Annotated in this window: 23 protein-coding genes; 12 read left to right on the forward strand and 11 right to left on the reverse strand. The window is 31.9% G+C overall.

The window, feature by feature from the left end; all coding sequences use genetic code 11:
• Positions 1 to 2: 2 nt before the first annotated feature.
• Positions 3 to 257: a hypothetical protein gene (locus R1F52_02595; protein ID WOV93533.1), complete on the forward strand. Its 255-nt coding sequence runs from the start codon at positions 3 to 5 to the stop codon at positions 255 to 257.
• Between the two features lie 12 nt (positions 258 to 269).
• Here R1F52_02595 and folE read toward each other — a convergent pair whose 3' ends face one another.
• Entirely contained in the window at positions 270 to 845 is a 576-nt protein-coding gene (gene folE / locus R1F52_02600) for a GTP cyclohydrolase I FolE (protein WOV93534.1), read from the reverse strand.
• Between the two features lie 302 nt (positions 846 to 1,147).
• On the opposite strand from folE, the gene R1F52_02605 reads away from it, so the two are divergent.
• From R1F52_02605 to R1F52_02615, 3 genes are all read left to right on the forward strand, one after another.
• Entirely contained in the window at positions 1,148 to 1,588 is a 441-nt protein-coding gene (locus tag R1F52_02605) for a hypothetical protein (protein ID WOV93535.1), read from the forward strand.
• 188 nt (positions 1,589 to 1,776) lie between these two features.
• Positions 1,777 to 2,127, forward strand: coding sequence for a nucleotidyltransferase domain-containing protein (locus tag R1F52_02610; GenBank protein ID WOV93536.1), 351 nt, complete (start codon positions 1,777 to 1,779; stop codon positions 2,125 to 2,127).
• 88 nt (positions 2,128 to 2,215) lie between these two features.
• Positions 2,216 to 2,386: a hypothetical protein gene (locus R1F52_02615; GenBank protein WOV93537.1), complete on the forward strand. Its 171-nt coding sequence runs from the start codon at positions 2,216 to 2,218 to the stop codon at positions 2,384 to 2,386.
• A gap of 230 nt (positions 2,387 to 2,616) precedes the next feature.
• Here the strand turns inward: R1F52_02615 and R1F52_02620 are convergent, their stop codons facing one another.
• Positions 2,617 to 3,324, reverse strand: coding sequence for a 7-carboxy-7-deazaguanine synthase QueE (locus tag R1F52_02620; protein ID WOV93538.1), 708 nt, complete (start codon positions 3,322 to 3,324; stop codon positions 2,617 to 2,619).
• 64 nt (positions 3,325 to 3,388) lie between these two features.
• Positions 3,389 to 4,030 (reverse strand): Snf7 family protein, encoded by a 642-nt coding sequence (locus R1F52_02625; GenBank protein WOV93539.1) that lies wholly within the window; start codon positions 4,028 to 4,030, stop codon positions 3,389 to 3,391.
• A 104-nt stretch (positions 4,031 to 4,134) separates the two neighbouring features.
• On the opposite strand from R1F52_02625, the gene R1F52_02630 reads away from it, so the two are divergent.
• On the forward strand, positions 4,135 to 4,578 hold the full coding sequence (locus R1F52_02630; protein ID WOV93540.1) for a hypothetical protein: 444 nt from the start codon (positions 4,135 to 4,137) through the stop codon (positions 4,576 to 4,578).
• On the opposite strand, the gene R1F52_02635 is transcribed toward R1F52_02630, so the two are convergent.
• Complete coding sequence (locus R1F52_02635) at positions 4,575 to 5,729, reverse strand: glycosyltransferase family 2 protein (GenBank protein ID WOV93541.1); 1,155 nt, start codon at positions 5,727 to 5,729, stop codon at positions 4,575 to 4,577. The genes R1F52_02630 and R1F52_02635 overlap by 4 nt on opposite strands.
• A 157-nt stretch (positions 5,730 to 5,886) precedes the next feature.
• Here R1F52_02635 and R1F52_02640 point away from each other — a divergent pair, with 157 nt between their 5' ends.
• Positions 5,887 to 7,206, forward strand: a complete 1,320-nt coding sequence (locus R1F52_02640; protein ID WOV93542.1) for an ABC transporter substrate-binding protein — start codon at positions 5,887 to 5,889, stop codon at positions 7,204 to 7,206.
• 46 nt (positions 7,207 to 7,252) lie between these two features.
• Complete coding sequence (locus R1F52_02645; GenBank protein ID WOV93543.1) at positions 7,253 to 7,462, forward strand: hypothetical protein; 210 nt, start codon at positions 7,253 to 7,255, stop codon at positions 7,460 to 7,462.
• Here R1F52_02645 and cysC read toward each other — a convergent pair whose 3' ends face one another.
• On the reverse strand, positions 7,463 to 7,972 hold the full coding sequence (gene cysC / locus R1F52_02650) for an adenylyl-sulfate kinase (GenBank protein ID WOV93544.1): 510 nt from the start codon (positions 7,970 to 7,972) through the stop codon (positions 7,463 to 7,465).
• A gap of 120 nt (positions 7,973 to 8,092) precedes the next feature.
• On the opposite strand from cysC, the gene R1F52_02655 reads away from it, so the two are divergent.
• Complete coding sequence (locus R1F52_02655; protein WOV93545.1) at positions 8,093 to 10,864, forward strand: CopD family protein; 2,772 nt, start codon at positions 8,093 to 8,095, stop codon at positions 10,862 to 10,864.
• Between the two features lie 59 nt (positions 10,865 to 10,923).
• On the opposite strand, the gene R1F52_02660 is transcribed toward R1F52_02655, so the two are convergent.
• Together R1F52_02660 and R1F52_02665 are read right to left on the reverse strand one after the other, a co-directional pair.
• A complete protein-coding gene (locus R1F52_02660; GenBank protein ID WOV93546.1) occupies positions 10,924 to 11,799 on the reverse strand; it encodes a Fic family protein in 876 nt (291 codons plus the stop codon).
• Between the two features lie 387 nt (positions 11,800 to 12,186).
• Positions 12,187 to 12,909 carry a hypothetical protein gene (locus R1F52_02665; GenBank protein WOV93547.1) on the reverse strand — a complete coding sequence of 241 codons (723 nt, stop codon included), beginning with the start codon at positions 12,907 to 12,909 and terminating at the stop codon, positions 12,187 to 12,189.
• Between the two features lie 180 nt (positions 12,910 to 13,089).
• On the opposite strand from R1F52_02665, the gene R1F52_02670 reads away from it, so the two are divergent.
• Positions 13,090 to 13,956, forward strand: a complete 867-nt coding sequence (locus tag R1F52_02670; protein ID WOV93548.1) for an HNH endonuclease — start codon at positions 13,090 to 13,092, stop codon at positions 13,954 to 13,956.
• A gap of 90 nt (positions 13,957 to 14,046) precedes the next feature.
• Complete coding sequence (locus R1F52_02675; protein WOV93549.1) at positions 14,047 to 15,303, forward strand: PEFG-CTERM sorting domain-containing protein; 1,257 nt, start codon at positions 14,047 to 14,049, stop codon at positions 15,301 to 15,303.
• Here the strand turns inward: R1F52_02675 and pyrB are convergent.
• Complete coding sequence (gene pyrB / locus R1F52_02680) at positions 15,251 to 16,168, reverse strand: aspartate carbamoyltransferase (protein ID WOV93550.1); 918 nt, start codon at positions 16,166 to 16,168, stop codon at positions 15,251 to 15,253. The two genes, R1F52_02675 and pyrB, sit on opposite strands and share 53 nt — an antisense overlap.
• A gap of 39 nt (positions 16,169 to 16,207) precedes the next feature.
• Between pyrB and pyrI the strand changes: the two genes are divergently transcribed.
• Positions 16,208 to 16,669, forward strand: coding sequence for an aspartate carbamoyltransferase regulatory subunit (gene pyrI / locus R1F52_02685; GenBank protein WOV93551.1), 462 nt, complete (start codon positions 16,208 to 16,210; stop codon positions 16,667 to 16,669).
• Between the two features lie 18 nt (positions 16,670 to 16,687).
• Here pyrI and R1F52_02690 read toward each other — a convergent pair whose 3' ends face one another.
• The gene (locus R1F52_02690) at positions 16,688 to 16,990 is read right to left on the reverse strand and encodes an ATP synthase subunit C (GenBank protein WOV93552.1); all 303 of its coding nucleotides are present in this window, start codon (positions 16,988 to 16,990) and stop codon (positions 16,688 to 16,690) included.
• Between the two features lie 535 nt (positions 16,991 to 17,525).
• Here R1F52_02690 and bluB point away from each other — a divergent pair.
• Positions 17,526 to 18,233 (forward strand): 5,6-dimethylbenzimidazole synthase, encoded by a 708-nt coding sequence (bluB, locus tag R1F52_02695; protein WOV93553.1) that lies wholly within the window; start codon positions 17,526 to 17,528, stop codon positions 18,231 to 18,233.
• A 22-nt stretch (positions 18,234 to 18,255) separates the two neighbouring features.
• On the opposite strand, the gene R1F52_02700 is transcribed toward bluB, so the two are convergent.
• Together R1F52_02700 and R1F52_02705 are read right to left on the reverse strand one after the other, a co-directional pair.
• The gene (locus R1F52_02700) at positions 18,256 to 18,393 is read right to left on the reverse strand and encodes a hypothetical protein (protein WOV93554.1); all 138 of its coding nucleotides are present in this window, start codon (positions 18,391 to 18,393) and stop codon (positions 18,256 to 18,258) included.
• Complete coding sequence (locus R1F52_02705; GenBank protein WOV93926.1) at positions 18,377 to 18,988, reverse strand: V-type ATP synthase subunit D; 612 nt, start codon at positions 18,986 to 18,988, stop codon at positions 18,377 to 18,379. The genes R1F52_02700 and R1F52_02705 overlap by 17 nt, the downstream gene beginning before the upstream one ends.
• Between the last annotated feature and the right edge of the window lie 21 nt (positions 18,989 to 19,009).

Below are 19,009 nucleotides of genomic sequence, written 5' to 3' on the forward strand. Positions count from 1 at the left end.
TGTTGTGTAAAATTGGTTTTTTAAAGACTATTCCACGTATTAGTCCATACCAAACAATAAAGAATGTTACAACCATACCAAAATATACCCAATTCTCCACATCTGGTTCCAGAGTTGTTATAGTATCCATAATTGCACTAGAGATTAACATCGATGCTGCAAGTAATATTCCAAATTCTATTGCCTGCCATATCCATGACGGAAATGATTCACTTGGAATGTGTACGTTATTGTGTGATGGCAATATTAAAATGTAAATTCAGTTATATTTAATTTTTATTTTCCAATGAAGTCATAGAATGACTAGAACCCTGTCTAATTAATGATAATATTATTTCGCGATCAATTTTATTTTCATATATTCCTCTAAATGTACTCATAGTCATTCTTGCATCATTTTTGACTCCCCTCATTTTCATACAAAGATGATCAGCATCTGAGATAACAGCAACATCAATAATACCAAGAGAGCATAATTCATCGGCAATATTTCGTGTTAATCGTTCTTGAATTTGTAATCTATGAGCATATTTCTCAACTAGGCGTACTAGTTTGGAGATTCCAAACACGGTGCCACGTGGATTGTATGCGATATGGACTTTGCCAAAGAAAGGTAACATATGATGTTCACACATAGAGTAGAATTGAATGTCTTTGGCAAGTACAGTACCTGAATCCTCGGAGAATTGTATAGATAATTCAGAATCTTTATCATATCCAGCAAAGATCTCTCCATACATGCGTGCTATACGTTTTGGTGTATCACGTAATCCTTCTCTAGTTGGATCCTCCCCAATTTCAATTAGTAATTCACGAATTAATCCTTCGACCTTATCTGTATTCAATTATGAATAGTGTTGAATAACGGTTATTTGAACTAATAGATGATATCAGGAATCATATACGATTAAGAAGCATAGTAAATTCACACAAAATCGTTAGGGACAAAAGAATGAAATCATGATTAGCAAGATGAGTATTTGGTCTTTTTAGACGTAATGATTTTGTTTGCTTGTTCCTACCCTCTGCTTCTTGATTATCTCAGTCGGTCATCTGATTTTGTCTTTTTGTATTCACATGTGAGTAATACACAAAGTAGTATTTTTATTTAGTTAACAACTGTAAAGTAATAGAAAATATGAGTTTTATGAACACTGAAGTAGATTTGATACACAAACATTATACAAAAAATGGATGGGCCATCAAAAAAGAGATTAAGGTTAGAGGCAGAATTGCTGATTCTGTAATGATAAAAAATAACAAAATTGCTCTAGTTGAAGTAAAAGGTTCAAGAGGAGATGTAGGGAAAGGAATCTCACAGGCGTTACATTACAAAGATGCTGCAAACTATTCCTATCTTGCAATCCACAAAAATTCATTTACAAAGATCATAAAACAAACATGTCAAAATCTTGGAATTGGTTTAATTGTAATTAATAAAAACATTGAAGAGGTAGTTAAACCAGAACACACCACTTCACTCAAATCTGTTCAAAAAAAAATACTAGACAAGAAATCCACAAATGTAAAGAAAATTATTCAAAAAAAAGTTTTCTTGATTTACTATTCCGTAAAAGCCAAATTCTGATATTAAAATTATTCTTTTTAGATTCAACAAAAGAATTTCATCAAAATGATATTGCACGCAGAATACATCTTTCTTCTGCAGTATCAAATGAGCTTACAAATCTTGTAAAAATTGGTCTTGTCTCAAAACGTCATCAAGATAATATGTTATTTTATAAAATAAATAAAAACAGCATAATTTTTGATGAAATGAAAAGAATATTTTTAAAATATGAAACATTTAGTGAAATATTATCCGAAAAGCTGGTAAAAGAAGAAATAAAGTATTCATTAATTTATGGATCATTTGCAAAAGGAATAGAGAAAGAAACAAGTGATATTGATCTTCTCATAATTGGTGATGTATTAGAAGATCATGTGCTAAGAATTATTTCAAATATCGAGAGAAACATAAATCGTGAAATTAATTTTATTCTTTGGACTGAAAAAGAATTGAAAGAAAAAATCAAGAAAAATATTCCATTAATTAGAGAGATATTACATACATCTGTAATAATGTTAATTGGAGAGGAGAATGAATTTAAGCGATTTGCAAAGTAAAGGGTTAATTGAAAAATTCCAATCTGATAAAGAACAGATTCAAAATGAAATAAAAAATGCACAAAATAACCTTGAATAATCAAAAAACATGTTGAGGATTAAGGAATGGGGATGTGCTCATTCTGCTGCACATAATGCCATACTTCATGTAGGAAGAGCATTAATGTTTTCTAAAGGATATAGACCAAAAGGTATTGAACACCATGTAGCAGTAGTGTCTTTTTCAAGTATTTATGAACAAAAATATATCACAAAGTAATCGAGGCTTTTAATCAAGGTAGAGAGCGAAGATCAGAGTTTCAATATGATGATACTGGTGCAGTATCTGAGACTCGGATAAAAAATATGATTGAAAAAGCCATTAAATTTATTGATACAACAAAAAATATCATGAAAATTCCATGATTAACTATATGAAACTACTAATTTGAGAACTGTAGACATATTCTCAATATTCAAGCACTATGAGGACTAGAAAATATTCTACAGTTATGGGGCATGCATGAATTTGTGTAATTGTGGAATTATACGTACCTGTGAAAAAAAAGGGTGAATAATATCATAAAATTCTACAAGTGATTCCAAGGATGGTTCTTCAATACCAAATGTAGGTTGTATAAAGATGCCAACAAGTTTTTCAGTATCTAAGGAAAATATCTTGACAGTTAAATCTTTAATTGTCTCTTTTCTAGTGTGCGCACTAACTACAATTTTGATAAAAGTGGTAGCTTTACTTGCAAGAGACAACTCTAGACATTTTAGCGCAGTATTTATCATGACACCATTATCATGTTTTACAAATTCAGAATCTATAGTCTTAAATTCTATCTTGGAATAATCAATGAATGGTAAAATATGTGCAAATTTCTCTGAATCAAAACATGATGATTCTAAATATGTTTTAATATTTTTAGATTGAACGTATTTTGCAAGTATTGCAACAGCCTTATGTTGAACCAGTGGATCACCACCTGTGAAATTTACTTTAAATGTTTCAGATTGTAATGAATCATCAATCATATGTTGTGCCTGTTCAATAGAATATTCATTTCCTGAATCTAATGGTAGTGCATCCAAAGTATCACAGTAAAAACAAGTAAATGGACATCCGGCTAGACGAACAAAGAGGGTTTTTGTACCACAAAAAAGTCCTTCACCTTCTATAGAAGTAAAGAGCTCAAATAGTCTGACATTCATTTCATTTGTAATGTTTAACAGCTTTTATTCTAGTTTTGGACAATGATAGAGAAGATACAACACATTATTCATACTTTGCCTGATAATCAGATGCATTGGCATCTGGCATTGATGGTAATTTATTATCCAATTGTGATTCTGCAACAGCAGTGGCCTCTTGTAAGATACTTTCAGATTCAGCAGTTGTGCTAGCATTAACACCAAATTGAGTGTCACCTGAAAACGTATCAAACATTAAACCACTCAGAGTGTCGGCCATCTCAGCAATCTCCTTGTCTGCGCCAGGCATGAATTTTGACATGGAAGACTGGAGATTTTTCATTAATCCTACGGTTGGCATGATTGTAACTACGGTATCTCCAAGATCATGTGCAGTTATTAGACGTAATTCTATCTGTTCAAGTGACATTCGTGCGCTAGTTAAAATTTTAGATACTTTACGAACCTCGGCTAATTCATTTGCAAGCACATGACTCTTGTTTGTGTCATGGTGTTGAGTTGCATCTATAATATCTTGAAATATTTGTTTATCACGTGTTTTTAAATTATTTAACATATTATCTAATTTGGATACTTGGGCATGAACACGCTTGACACCTTTCTCAAGTTGTGGCTTTAATGGTGGTTGTGACTTTAGCTTGTTGACAATAGTCTCACCTACACTAGATGATGATGTTTTTACCCATTTATCCTGAAATTGAGTCATGGTAAGACGTAAAAATTTGTGTCTTTAATCAACTGTGTAAAATTTCATTAACGTTATGTAAAATTTCATTAAGCTGAATATACAATACAGGTATAAATATAGACATGAAAGGCAAAATAATTCTTGTATCTTTAGCAATTTTAGGGATTATAGGGATATTTGTAGTAAATAATATAGAGTCACCAGAGCGTGAGGGAACCGTATTTCATGCCAGATTAGCAGATCCTACATTATACACAGATGATATCTTTGAAGAATCTTTTAAAGCTGTTGCAGGCAGATACACACTATATTTTGTTCTAAGTGGTGGCAGTCCAAAGCAGATGACAATAGATATCAACGGAGAAGATATTGCCTTTACAGAGACATTTACTCTAGTGCAGATTCCTACAGATATTGAGAATTATTACAAGTGGGAGTATAGAGGAGAAAAAAGATTTGATTTGTCCAATAATGATACATTAGATATAGTGATTGATCCTCACGGCGATACAATAGGACCGGTTTCTGTATTTATTTCAAATATAGACAAGATGGATACAAATTAACTCCAAATTTTTTCGTTAAATGTGAGTTTTTTATTTAATATGAAATTGCTCATTGCTGCTGTAAGTACAGCTAAAATAAGTGCATAAGAGTATGTAAAGTCTACTACATCCACAAGATAATACACCAAACTAATTTGTACAAGTGCTCCAACTGAGCTTAGTGATAGAAATTTAAGATATTGAGATAATACAAGACGCGGTGAAAAATCTCTATCTCTAAATGTCCAGACTTTGTTTAAGAAGAAATTCGTAGTCATTGAAAAGAATATTCCTACGAGATTTGCGTGTATGTACCAAAATTCTGTAATTCCAGATACAAATAGTGTAGATATGACAAGATTTAACAGTAAACCTGATGCACCAACTGTGAAAAATCGTCCGACCTTGGATACAAAGTGAATAGATTTTCGTGGTTCATCAGTAATTGAACGGTTATGCAGGTACAAACGCCAGATGGAATACATATAATCAATGACTGTTGATGCATCCATTTTACTAGAACCATCTGTTCTATTTTGAAATGTATATGGAATTTCTTGTATTCGTACATCTTTTAACTTTACAAGTATCTCAAGTAATAATTTGTAACCAATAGCATCAATTTTCAAACCATTTATTATCGGTTTTTTAAATGCGAAAAATCCAGACATGGGATCTTTGGTTTGAATTCCAAGACTAATATTGGCAATTTTTGTACCCAATTTACTTATTAGACGACGTTTCATTGGCCAATCAATAACTTTGCCTCCTTTGATATATCGTGATGCTATGACTAGATCAAAATTTTTCAGCGCATCAATCATTTTAGGAATTATTTCTGGTGGATGCGAGAAATCACCATCCATAATTACCAACATATTTCCTCTTGCATGTTTAATTCCAGACATAATTGCAGAACCGAGTCCAATTTTTGCTGTACGATGTAACACTCCAATACTAAAATTGGTCTTTGGTGTATCTTTGATGTACTTTTCAACTATTTGTCCAGTTCCATCTGGTGAATTGTCATCAACCACCAAAGCTTCAACTAGTATATTTTTTGGCAATATGTTTTTGATGGATCCCAATATGTTTAGAATGTTTAATGACTCATTATATGTAGGAATGATAATTGATACTTGAGGATTATTTTTAATTAATTGAGATTCCACATTATTATCGCATAGGGATTTTATTAATAACTCAAGCGCTCAGGTATATCCGTGTCTAATCTCAAAATTACTCGAGTTGGAAATAAAGAGATTTTCATGTATCATATATATCGATATATAAAGAGATTTTTTAAGCGCTGGTTTCTAGTATAATTAATTGAATTCTAAGCAAAAGATCGGCATAGGTATAGCAATCATACTAGTTGTCATAGGTGTAGGATTTGGTCTAATTACTGAATCTCCAGATACAGAGAATTCTACCTCGATGCCTGAAACCGTATCTACAAAAACTAGTACAGAGACTTTCACTTCTTCAACATCTCAGTCTAAAGAATTGTCTGGAATAATTACAATTGGTTCCATAACCGCATTGACAGGTGATTTTTCCTCCATAGGTGAGGAGAATAAAGAGAGTGTAAAGCTTGGTGTATCCACATTTAATAAATATCTTGAAGAAATGGGAGCTTTGTGGAATCTCAAATTAATTTCAGAGGATTCAGCAACAAATCCTGTTATAGCTTTAGAGAAACTTACTGCTCTACGTTCAAAAGGAATTGAAGTTTCAATTGGTCCAGATACTAGTGCAAATTTACAAAATTCTAAAGGATATGCTGACTCTAATGGCATGATAATGATTAGTTCATCCTCTACTGCGCCCTCTTTGGCAATACCTGATGATAGTATATTTCGCATGGTTGCAGATGACAGAAAACAAGGTGTTGTGCTCGGTTCACTGCTTGACAAGTATGTTGATGTGATAATTATAGTATGGAGAGGTGATACGTGGGGTGATGGATTGAGTAAAACTACCAAAGCTGCCTATGAAGAGTTGGGTGGTATTGTTGATGATGAAGGAATACGATACAATCCTGAAACTCCAGAGTTTTCCATATCTGTTTCTTTGTTAGCCGATAGGGTTCAAAAAAATGTTGACAAGTATGGTGCAGAGAATGTTGGTGTCTTATTCTTAGGTTTTGCCGAAATCTTACAATTTATGCAATCTGCCTCTGCGCATGATATATTGAGTGATGTAACTTGGTATGGTGCCGATGCAAGTGCAAAAGAGTATAGATTAATTCAAGACGATATTGCATTGAAATTTTCTAACGATGTACAGTTTACAACTGTACAAATCTCCCCCACAGAAGGTGAAAAGTATACAATGGTTGAAAATCATATAATTAATACACTTGGCAGGTCTCCAACTGCCTTCGCCTATGGAGCTTTTGATGCTGTTTGGTTGGTAGGTCTTACAATGTTACATACACAGAGTTCTGATGCAGATGTAATCAAAGATAATATAATTCAGGTTGCACAAGGCTATGATGGTATAATTGGTAATGCAAATCTAAACGAGGCCGGTGATTTGACAGATGCCAATTTCGATATATGGATAATTTCAGGTGCAGAATGGATCAAGGCAGGCACATATTATTATAAAGATAAATCAATTACTCTGTCCGATTCCATCTCATAGTATTATCTACCTATGAAATTAATACAGCTGGATGTTACTAATTTCAATGAAGTCAAAGAGACGTAATAGAATAGAGTTGATTATACTTTTATCTAGCATATGGTTTACAGTAACACTACCTTTACCATGGATTATTGGAAATTCCGCAATAGAGAGCGAACGTATATTTGCAATACTACCAATCATTGGAGTAATAACTGTACCATTTGTAATATTACTAGTTGCATGGACACTAAAGCCAGAACTAACTACATAATCATAAAAGATTTTTAGATGCTAAATGTTGTTTTATGGCATTGGCACTTTCATCTAGTGTCAGTTTTTCAGTATCTATTTCAAGATCTGGATTAGATGGGGCCTCGTATGGATTATCGATGCCAGTGAAATTTTTAATTTCACCACTTCTTGCTTTTTTGTACATACCTTTTACATCACGTTCTTCACATTTTTCAAGTGAACAGTGTATATAGATTTCTTGAAATTTATCTGAATCAATAATTTTTTTGGCATCCTGACGATTCACAATGTATGGACTTACTAGAGATACGGCAGTAGGGACATTATGTTTTAATAATAATTTTGCCAAGTGTCCCACTTTACGATTGTGCTCATCACGACCTTGTTTGGAAAAATCTTTAGGTGAAAACCACTCACGTAATTCATCACCATCTAGCATAGTGAAATTAGGGATTGTCTCTTGTAATTTTTTTACAATACTAGTCTTTCCAGAACATGGTAAACCAGTCATCCATATCACAAATGTCATGATTAATCACAAAAATAACGATATAAAGATTTATAGATTTTACATCAATAGGAATTCGCTTTAAAGGGTATCATGAACATATGTGGAACTATAAATTAGATGGTCATATAGTTGGCATAAATGAAGATGTATTATCTCATTATTCTACTCATAATAGGAGTATCATCTGCGTTTGGACACCCATTTACTGAAGATACGAATCCATCGCATTCGGCTAATGTGCCAAGTGGGATTAAACAAATTACGGTTACATACTCTGAATCCATTGATGAGGGATTTAGTGCACTAAAAGTTTTTGATAGTAATGGTAATCAGATTGATAATAAAGATTCAATGCATTACAAAGATGACAAGGCTCTAATCATCACTACTCCTCCACTAAGAGATGGCGTATATACTGTAACAAGTAAAGTACTCTCAAACATAGATGGACATTTAGTAAATGACGCATTTGTGTTTGCCGTAGGAAATGTAATAATACCTGAAGAAGTTTTAACCACATCAAATAATTATGAAGTTATATCATTTCCAGAAGCAGGTGCTCGATTTCCTGGTCTTGTTGGACAGACTATCATACTTGGTGGTATTATTAGTAGTATTTTGATTTGGGTACCGTTTAGTAGAATGATAAAATTTGATAAAAAAGAGAATACACTACATAAAATATTTTCAAATAAAATGGTTGCGGTTTTAGGATTTGGATTAATACTAGTATTAATTTCTGATATACTCATGTTAGCAGTGCAGACAATTCGGCTAGATACATCTGCAATTAATGCAATACAAACTAATTTTGGAATGATATGGCTTGTACGTGTTATAATTACAGGGATATTATTTGCGCTTTGGTTTTGGATAGAGAGAAAACAAGTAATCAAAACTAGACACTGCTTTCCAATACTAGGAGCATCGCTAGTGCTGATTGCCACGACTACACTAATTAGTCACGGGGCAGCAAGTGAACAGATATCAGCTATGATTTTGGATTACATCCATAATCTAATAGCCGCTGTTTGGATCGGCGGTTTAGTGTTTTTTGGGTTTATCATACTACCAGTATTCAAAAGACTACCAGATGAACAAATAGACAAACTAATCAGGCAGATAATACCTAGATTTTCCATATTATTTACAGGATCCATTGCAGTGATTATATTTACCGGTCCCATACTATTATGGCTACTTGAAGATAATTTAGGACTAATTGTAGGATCAACATATGGATCACTAATAATTGCAAAGATCATAATTGGTGTTATGATTATATCATTTGGTGGATATCATCAATTTATCATTCCAAAATTAAAGAATAATCTTGTAAAAAGAATGAAAAAAACATTAAAGATTGAAATATTTTTGGGTGTTGCAATATTATTCATAGTTGCGTTATTAACAAATGGTTCATTACCTGCCGGTGAGGTTGAAAGTTTCACTGTAAAATCATCATATGGGTATAATGGTAAAATTTTAACAGGAGACGTTTTATTCAAATATGAAATTTATCCATTTATCCCAGGGAATAATGTAATTACTGTTACTGTCACAGAACGTGACGGTACCCCGATTGAAGATTTAGAGGAGATTAAAATTAAGATATCAAATCCACAAAGAGGTATATCGCCTATCATTACAGATACTATTCAACTAGATGAGGATACGTATCGTAGTAGTGTGATATTTGGATTTTCTGGTCTTTGGAATCTAGATATTGAGGCTAAACGGATAGCAGAGACAAATGAGGCAATGAATGTAAAATTAATGATAAGACCACAACTGCAAGATTTACAATTTGAGATCATAGAATATGAATTACCCTTACCTGCTGGACCGAAGCATATCGTATATGACAAAGCTGGATCTTTTTGGTTGAGTGATTCTACTGCTCCAAGATTGTGGAAATTTACCCCTAGTACAAATGAATTTGAAATGTTTGAATTTGATGGAAGAACTAGTATTTTATTAGCAACTGATGGAACAAGCGTTTGGTTTTCAGATCCACCAATGAGTAGAATTGGTGTTTTGAATATAGATACAAGCAAGATACAAACAATAGAGATTCCCAAACTCTTACCCCTAACAGAGCCATCTGTACCGATTGCTGTTGGTATTGATGGCAAATATGTTTGGGTGTCTGTAATTAATAAAAATACCATCCTAAGATACGATACAGAGTCTGAAGAGTTTGAAAAATATACAATTCCTACTGCAAAATCAGGACCATTTTCTATACTAGTAGATGAGTATAATGATAGAGTTTGGTTTACAAGTACATCAGTAGGAAAGATTGGATTTATTGATAAAAAGGCAGATGAGATTATAGAGTTTACACCAGACTTTGATTTACGTATACCAGAGGCCATATTACAAGATAATGATGGGAATTTTTGGATTGCAGAGCACGACATCAATGGCTCACTAGTGCGATTCAATGTGGCATTGGAGAGATTTCAGCGTATACCAATCACCGATTATAATGCTCTTGCAAACGGTATGACATTTGATAAATATCGTAATGTGTGGTTTGCTCAACATATAACAGATAATCTAGGTGTGTATGATCCATATAATGATGTCATGACAGAAGTTGCAATTCCAACAAAAGAATCATGGGTACAATTTATGATCACAGATGACAAACAAAATGTTTGGTTTGCTGAAGAAAAAGGAAACAGGATAGGAAAAATTGTGATTACAGAGTTGCCATCAAGTGAATCATTAGATATTGAAAAGTTAAATGATACATTTGAAATAGATGATAATACCATTAGATATTCAGAGATTGCATTTCCAATAATGGCCATAGGTATTCTTGGCAGTGCCATTTTATTTACAAAGAGTGTACAAGATTTTAGAAAAAATAAAGAGACGATAATCATTAGAAATGATTCCTAATCTCATTGTATAATGTCTCTAGCTGAATATTTAGTATTAATACAACTCTGCCTCAAAATTTATTTTAGAAATTTTTTATTCACTTTTAGATATTTGGAAATAAACCATTTTACAAATATCATCTCGTTTTTTTTCAAATATGAAGATTCTAACTTGTTAATGTATGTGTATTTTTCTTTTGGTTCAACATTTAACATTGGATAATTATTCCTATTTAGAATAAAGAGGATTAATAGCCTTCCAATTCGTCCATTTCCATCAATAAATGGATGAATTAATTCAAATCTTAAATGAAATCTTGCTGATAATTCAACTGAATTCATTATTTTCTTTTCTTTATTATACCACTTTATCAAACCATGCATTTCCTCTGAAACATCAGGCCATAAAACATACTTTGTTTTCCCCAAGTACGGTTGTACATTGTTTCTTCTAAAATCTCCTGCATTATTGGTATCGGTTTTTTGAAACAATGTATCATGCCATCTCAATATCAACTGTGCAGTAATATCATTATCTTGACTTAACATTTCATCAAATAATTTTTCAAACTGTTGTGCTTCTATAACATCCTCTAATAGAATATCTTTGGGAGATAAACCAGTCTCTAAGAGTTTACGAGTCTGAGTGAATGTCATAGTGCTCCCCTCAATTTTTTGAGTACTAAAAGTATGAATTATTTTGAAAGCATGGGTTTCCTCTTTTAAAATTTTTTTATCTACATCTACGATATATTTAGAATAATTTTTATGTATTTTTTCAATCAAAATTACTTTATCTTCTCTATAACATTTCAAATCAAAGTCCATTTTTTGCGTTTCGATGTCTTTGGGGATTTTATCACCTAGATATTTTTGTCTAGGATTATTCCTAGATGAATACTTGAGATAATAGAGATTGTGTCCTTTATTTTTTCGTTTAATCAAACTTACCATGATTCATCATGTCACCACAATAATATAAAATTAACAAATCTATTGAGTTTGTGGTGACAAACAGGTACAATGAGGACAGTATTAAATCATCAAAGCTCTCTTTTTGTAATGTTTTGAGATATGAGAATTGGATTTATTAATTTACGTATTGATAACACCAACATCATATTGATTTGCCATACAAATACTAACATTAGTCATATTTTAAACAAAACTGATCTTCAAATTATACACTTTACTTAAAAATCTATTATTATTGTTTTATTCACATCAATTATAATTGTGATTATTATGTTGTATAAAATTTATGTAATTATTTAAGTAATTTTATTGAATAATTCATTAAATATAACACTAGTCAAATAATTTTTTAGTTCTATCCAATAATTAATGAATATATTTGATGGATGGACAGCGTATACGTATGGAATGTTCACTCATTATTGATTGTACTTCTAAGAAACCTGTATCTCTAGTATAAAATTCAACCATTGTCTTACAATCAGATGTAGCGATGGCAGTCGATAATATAATACGATCATTATGTCCTATTAACGCATAAGATAAATGAGTTTTCAAATGTTTTTGTGTTTTTTTTGATAAATTATATTCATGCTTTGCATTTTCTTTTTCATTACCTAATTTGATATTGGGTTTTACCCGTTTTTTAAATAAAAATTCACACTTTATTTTAGATGTTTTAACTCGATTCTCAGCATCCATGATAGTTTTACTAATTTTCTTTTTTACAAGTGTTTTATGTTTAGACTTCCAATATGCATCATCACATATTTTATTAACAATTCGCAAATGTTTTTTATCATCTTTTAGGGTACGAATTTGAAAATTTTTACATATAACTTCAAATATTTGAATATCTTTTTTGTTCAAATTTTGTTTTAACTCGAATTTTATTGTGTCTGTTATGAATACACCTTTTTGAGTCATATCTTTAGATATTGATGAAGTTATGTGTTTGATAGAACCCGGATCAATACCATGTAAAAATCTATGATTTTTGGGGAATAGGGACATAAGAATATTTGTATCTATTATCATGATTGTCTTTGTACAATCCAAAGCATTCACGTTTGTTTGGTTTTTTGTCACAAATTTAGATCTCAGTATATGTTAAAAATAATTCTATATGCATATGGAAGAATCCATGAAAATATGATTCGCTTGGAGTTTTACAATATCAAAGATATGTCAGAAAAAATATTAAAGCAGTACGCTTATTTATAAAACATATTGGATTTTAATGCACTTGAAAATTTTATAAAAAACACAATGAAACTAACACACATTTATCAACCTCTTATGATAAAGACCCTTTTAGAACACAGTAATAAAGCAACAGTAGAAGACATTGCAAAAAAATTTCTAGATAATGATAAATCACAATTAGAGTATTATAAAAAAATAACAAAGAGATGGCCACACATCACATTAAAACGACACAAAGTAATTAGTTATGAAAAAGAAACCTATACCCTATTACTTGATGATCATATTACCAATAAAGAAAAAAATAGATTGATTGAGCTCTGTGATTGTAGACTACAAGAATTTGTTGATGGTAATCCTATGATCATTAATGCGCGTAATATAGATAATAGAATCGTAAGTGGAAGTCTCAGATATGATGTATTCGCAAAGTCTAAAACGAGATGTGTAGCTTGTGGAATATCTACATTTAATTCCTCACTTCATGTTGATCATATATTCCCAATTAGTCGAGGTGGTAAAACGAAGATTGATAATCTACAGGCATTATGCTACAAATGTAATACAGAAAAAGGGAATCGAGATGACACCGATTTTATAAAATGGGATAATAGGCTCAAATATAGAAATGTAAAATGTACATTATGTAAGATAACAGAGCCGATAAAAGAAAATAATATGGCTCAAGCTGTATATGTTATAGATACAGATATCAAATTACATTCAATGGTAATACCAAAAAGACATGTGGATACGTTTATTGATTTGATACCAGCGGAAAGACATCTATGTCTTGAATTGGTAGATTTGTTAAAGGAAGATATTTTAGTAAAAGATAAGACAGTCAATAAATTTCATGTAAGTTTTGATTCTACAGGCAATAAAACTACACCTCATTGTTGTATAAATATAATCCCAAATCGTCAATAGTGCTGAATTATATCAATGAAAATTATAATTTGTATTTAAGTATAATAAATGATCAAAACCCAAATAAAAAGACTTGATATATAATTAATTATGAAGAGCCTGTACATTCTAGCACTAGTCATCATATTCACACAAGCATATGCTTGGGGTCATGGAGTTGATGTGGATTATGCAACGGAGACACTAGATGGGGAATCTGTTATGGTATCTGTAGATGTGTTTGTGGATGAGTTTGGTGTTCCGGCTAGAATTATAACTTCTATAGATCAAGACGATATACCTGTATCGGCATTATTTCATATGAATATGATATATCAAGACATGGAAATTTTTACAAATAATTTTCAAATTAATGGTTCATTGATTTTAAATGGTAATGACATTGTACGTCTAAATAAAGAAACTCAAAATATAATATCATTAGACGAGTTGGGATACGGCAAATATCATTTTGAAATAAATATCACTGAAATTAATGATATAAAAATTATCAATACAAAAAAACATACTTTAGATGTTAGCAAGGCAGGATACACCACAAATGGATTATTTACAATAAAATCATACTTTGATAAAATTACAGACATTAGTTATTCACCTGAAGATAATTCCATAACAATAAGAATGCCATTTAATTGGAAAGAGCGAGCCATATCACACATACCAATCGTTCATGTTGAAGTACAATTTCCAAAAAACTTTACTCAATTTATGCACCCTGGATACTCTGGAATGGTTAATGGTGTAGAGTTGTTTAAATCATCTATTAATTTAGATGATTTTACACTAGAGGATTGTAGAATAGTACATTTTATTTTAGCAAATGATCATATACAAGTTGTAAAGAATGGTATGGAATCAAAATTTTCCGGTTACATGGAGTTTACCTTGACTGGAAATGAGGAGATACAATTCCCACTGACAGCTATCACACGGAACGAAGAATTTCAAGTAGATCTCACAATATCACCAATGAGTTTAGAGCCTAATGAGGAGATACTATTCATACTTACATTCAGAGATCCACAAACTGGTTACACACTTCGACAAACCTCATATGATTTTAAAATTATTCAAAATGACGTAACCATTTATGAAAAATCTAGTTCTGCTATAGTGGGTGGCTCATTTGAAAAATTCACATTTGCAGAGGGGCAGAGCGGACCAATTCGAATTAGTGTTGACAACATCAGAGGAACGAATAATGGTGTAGAGTTTGGATTAGTAGTAGTTCCAGAATTCGGCCCTCTGGCTATAATCATACTAGGTATTGCTATTCTTGGAATTATAATTATTAGATTACCATTTTTTCATTCAAGATTAAACTCAATAATGCAGCCCGTGTAAATTTACCATATTCAGCTTGCAAAAAATATTTTGCGTGAGGGCTAGAATCCACATCTAATGATATTTCATCTATTCTTGGTAGAGGGTGCATAATTGTTGCATTAGATTGCATTCTTTTGGTCATCTCTAGATCAATGATATAACTTCCCTTTACTTTTTGATACTCTTCTTCATCAGGGAATCTCTCCTTTTGTATTCTAGTAACGTATAGTACGTCTAAATCATCCACATATTCTTCAAGACTTGTAGATTCAGTATAGGACATATTCAAATCATATATAGAATCTGAGCGAATTTTCAATGATTCAGGGGATATCAGATGAAGATTGACATTATAATTACTCAATGCGTATAATAGAGAATATACTGTTCTACCATATTTTAGATCCCCAATGATTCCTATGTTTAACCCATCAATTTTTTTATGTAATTTTTGCATAGTGAATAGATCTTGTATTGCTTGTGTTGGATGTTCCTCAGTACCACTTCCTGCATTAATTATTGGTGTTGTTGATATCTCGGATGCAAATTTACTAGAACCGTCAAGTGGATGTCGAAGAACTAGTACGTCACAGTATAATGATACCATACGTATGGTATCTGCTAGACTCTCACCTTTTTGAGCAGATGAAGAGTCAATATCAGCAATGCCCAAAGAGGTACCACCTAAAAGTGACATTGCAGCTTCAAAACTAAGACGTGTTCTAGTACTAGGTTCAAAAAATAGATAGCCCAGGGTCTTTCCTCGTACTATTTCTCTGCGTTGATCTGGTGACATTGCAAGTATTTTTTCAGTGGCAGAAAATATTTTCTGAAAATCATTTTTTGATAAATCCTTTATGGATACTAAATTTGTAATTACCATACTCAATGATATATAATGGTATAATATATACAATATTCCATGCTGGAATCAGATCTTATAGTTCGGCGAATAAAGGAGGGTACAGTAATTGATCATGTGGCTAAAGGTAAAGGATTGCAGGTTGTATCAGCTCTTGATATTACAGGCTCTAATGGTCATCTAATCACTATAGCTTTGAATGTACCAAGTAGTAAGCATAGCAAGAAAGATATTATAAAAATTGAAGATCAGTTTCTAAAAGCTGATGAGACAAACAAGTTGGCAGTGATTGCTCCAACATGTACTATCAATATTATTAGAGATTACAAACTTGTGGAAAAACATAGAGTAGAAATTCCAGATATAATAGAGAACATATTTGCATGTTCAAATCCAGATTGTGTTACTAATAGTACAGAACAGATAAAACCCGTAATGGATGTCGTAGAAAAATCTAAACGAATTTTGAAATGCCGTTATTGTAGTAGAATATTAGATATGGACAATATGAAATATATCTAAATTGAAAAAAAAGAAAAATTATTGTCCTAGAATGATAAACATCATGACTATACCATAAATGGCGATTGATTCTACCATACCGATAAAGATGAATACTTTGGATTGAAGTTGAGGGTTTTCACTAATTACAGCTAAACCTGCAGAACCTACACTGCCAAGACCTAAACCTGCACCAAGTGCGGCAAGACCAAAAGCTAAACCTGCTCCTAATAGTTGCAAACCAGAGGCGCCACTAGAACCATCATCTTGTCCATATGCGATACTGCCAATTCCAGTCAAGGAAAATGCCATTACAGCAAGTAAAATAGCAATTTTATTCATTATATTTGAAAGCCTAGAGAATCCATATTTAAAGTATGATAAGAATTAGTGATGTATTATAGTAAAACAAGTCACTTTTGTAGATTAGCTTTATAGACATGACTAGTTTTTCATCCCAAGATGTGCATACATTCAATATATTTCAGAATCTATTCCCAAAACTTGTTAAATTCCACACATTTCATGAATTTAATACTTGTCAGTTATGATATATGATTATAGATTCTGATTAGATCACTGTCTTTTCCCTCCAAGTATCTAATACTCTTTATCAATAGGGTATATTAGCAATTTCCAACATGACGAAAATATATATCTGTTTTAGTTGTATTTTATACTTTGATTTTATATCTCATTATTTATTATATAATTATTATACAAAATAAGAGGACATCATTCTGATGAGTTTTCACAGTAACAGAGTAAATATGATGATAAAAATTTAGAAAAATAAAATATTTTGTGAAAGATTTGTACTAGATACAAATTTACAAAGTATATAACATATTATAAAATCAGGTATAGTAGAGAAAAGATGAGTAATGAATTTACACCTGAGGAAAAAGAATCTTTCTACAAGACAGTATTTTTAAGACGTGATGTTCGATTTAGATTTAAAAAAGATAAAATCAAAGATGCTACCATCGCTAAAATTCTAAATGCTGCACATCATGCTCCTTCTGTGGGATTTTCTCAACCGTGGAATTTCATAGTGATTAAAGATTCAAACACAAGAAAAAAGATCAAAGAATCATTTGATGCAGAGAGGAGACGCTCAGCACAGTTGGTAGAGGAGGAATCGAAAAAATCAAAATATCTTTCACTGAAATTAGAGGGAATTTTAGAATCAGATATTAACATTTGTGTGACATATGATCCTTCAAGATTTGGACCATTTGTAATTGGAAGATCAAGTATTCCTGAAACTGGAATTTATAGTGTCTGTTGTGCCATACAAAATTTATGGTTAGCCGCAAGAGCTGAAGGATTAGGGCTAGGCTGGGTCAGTATACTTGATAATCAAATTTTAAAAGATACACTAGACATTCCACAACATGTAACAGCAGTTGCCTATCTTTGCTTGGGGTTTGTTGAAGAGTTTTCTGAAAAACCAGAACTTGAAAAAGCAGGATGGTTACCACGTTTAAAATTAAGTGATGTAGTAAATTTTGAGAAATGGAATAGAACAGAAGATTCAGAATGGTCTTCACTATACAATATGATTAAATCAAACACAGAGTGATTAATATGAAGATGGGTAAAAATTACCCGATCTTTTCAAATACTTTTTTCTTAAAGTCAGCAAAGTTATCAGATAGAGATTGTTCGTACTGACTAAAATTATCTTGCAAAGACGACTTTGCATCCTCGATCAACTTTGATATCTCATACTTGGTGTTCATGCTTACGCTCCATTTTTTCTTTCAATTTTTTAAGTTTTGCAAATTCTTCACGCTCACGTTCCTCAAGGGTAGCTAAAATGAAGCGTATTTGTCGTTGATATTGTGGAATTATAATATTTTCAAGTGCGTTTAGGAGTTTTTGTGTCTTCTCTAATGCTTTGGCTAAACTGAATATTGAATTTTCATATTCAGCAGCTTTGCAAATCATTGGAAGTAGAGTTTTGATTTGTTTTGCAGCTCTATCAATAGACGAGTTGGTATCTGCAAAACCGTAGGGCATCGATTCTGTATTTTTTTCAGTTAGAGTTAGTGTTGGTATTTTTACATCTACTACACGACGCATGTTTGATTCTACCTCCATTACTGCTTGTGTAGATTGAGCTGTAGAGTCTACAGTTGTAGTACCAAGAATAAGATATGCCTCTTTTACAGAAGTATAGATGTCTTGGAGTGGATCCCATATTCCTCCACGCGCCTTTGATGCCTCATCAATCATCTCTTCAATATTTTTTAACAATACTTTACGTTTATCGTCTAGAATCTTTTGTACCATAACTGCAACTTGACTTGAACGTTTATACTTTAATAGTTCAATTTTTGTCGCAGCTCAGTTTTG

Source organism: Nitrosopumilaceae archaeon AB1(1) (genome assembly GCA_033471095.1).
Classification (GTDB): domain Archaea; phylum Thermoproteota; class Nitrososphaeria; order Nitrososphaerales; family Nitrosopumilaceae; genus Nitrosoabyssus; species Nitrosoabyssus spongiisocia.

What these genes read in the sequence shown, in the direction of transcription:
- cysC (WOV93544.1), bottom strand. Translation starts at nt 7,972, where the DNA reads ATGACATTTGTGATATGGATGACTGGTTTACCATGTTCTGGAAAGACT.
- R1F52_02605 (WOV93535.1), top strand. Translation starts at nt 1,148, where the DNA reads ATGAACACTGAAGTAGATTTGATACACAAACATTATACAAAAAATGGA.
- R1F52_02645 (WOV93543.1), top strand. Translation starts at nt 7,253, where the DNA reads ATGAAGTCAAAGAGACGTAATAGAATAGAGTTGATTATACTTTTATCT.
- pyrI (WOV93551.1), top strand. Translation starts at nt 16,208, where the DNA reads ATGCTGGAATCAGATCTTATAGTTCGGCGAATAAAGGAGGGTACAGTA.
- pyrB (WOV93550.1), bottom strand. Translation starts at nt 16,168, where the DNA reads ATGGTAATTACAAATTTAGTATCCATAAAGGATTTATCAAAAAATGAT.
- R1F52_02670 (WOV93548.1), top strand. Translation starts at nt 13,090, where the DNA reads ATGAAACTAACACACATTTATCAACCTCTTATGATAAAGACCCTTTTA.
- R1F52_02615 (WOV93537.1), top strand. Translation starts at nt 2,216, where the DNA reads ATGTTGAGGATTAAGGAATGGGGATGTGCTCATTCTGCTGCACATAAT.
- R1F52_02620 (WOV93538.1), bottom strand. Translation starts at nt 3,324, where the DNA reads ATGAATGTCAGACTATTTGAGCTCTTTACTTCTATAGAAGGTGAAGGA.
- R1F52_02660 (WOV93546.1), bottom strand. Translation starts at nt 11,799, where the DNA reads ATGGTAAGTTTGATTAAACGAAAAAATAAAGGACACAATCTCTATTAT.
- bluB (WOV93553.1), top strand. Translation starts at nt 17,526, where the DNA reads ATGAGTAATGAATTTACACCTGAGGAAAAAGAATCTTTCTACAAGACA.
- R1F52_02690 (WOV93552.1), bottom strand. Translation starts at nt 16,990, where the DNA reads ATGAATAAAATTGCTATTTTACTTGCTGTAATGGCATTTTCCTTGACT.
- R1F52_02630 (WOV93540.1), top strand. Translation starts at nt 4,135, where the DNA reads ATGAAAGGCAAAATAATTCTTGTATCTTTAGCAATTTTAGGGATTATA.
- R1F52_02655 (WOV93545.1), top strand. Translation starts at nt 8,093, where the DNA reads ATGAAGATGTATTATCTCATTATTCTACTCATAATAGGAGTATCATCT.
- R1F52_02700 (WOV93554.1), bottom strand. Translation starts at nt 18,393, where the DNA reads ATGAACACCAAGTATGAGATATCAAAGTTGATCGAGGATGCAAAGTCG.
- R1F52_02625 (WOV93539.1), bottom strand. Translation starts at nt 4,030, where the DNA reads ATGACTCAATTTCAGGATAAATGGGTAAAAACATCATCATCTAGTGTA.
- R1F52_02675 (WOV93549.1), top strand. Translation starts at nt 14,047, where the DNA reads ATGAAGAGCCTGTACATTCTAGCACTAGTCATCATATTCACACAAGCA.
- R1F52_02610 (WOV93536.1), top strand. Translation starts at nt 1,777, where the DNA reads ATGAAAAGAATATTTTTAAAATATGAAACATTTAGTGAAATATTATCC.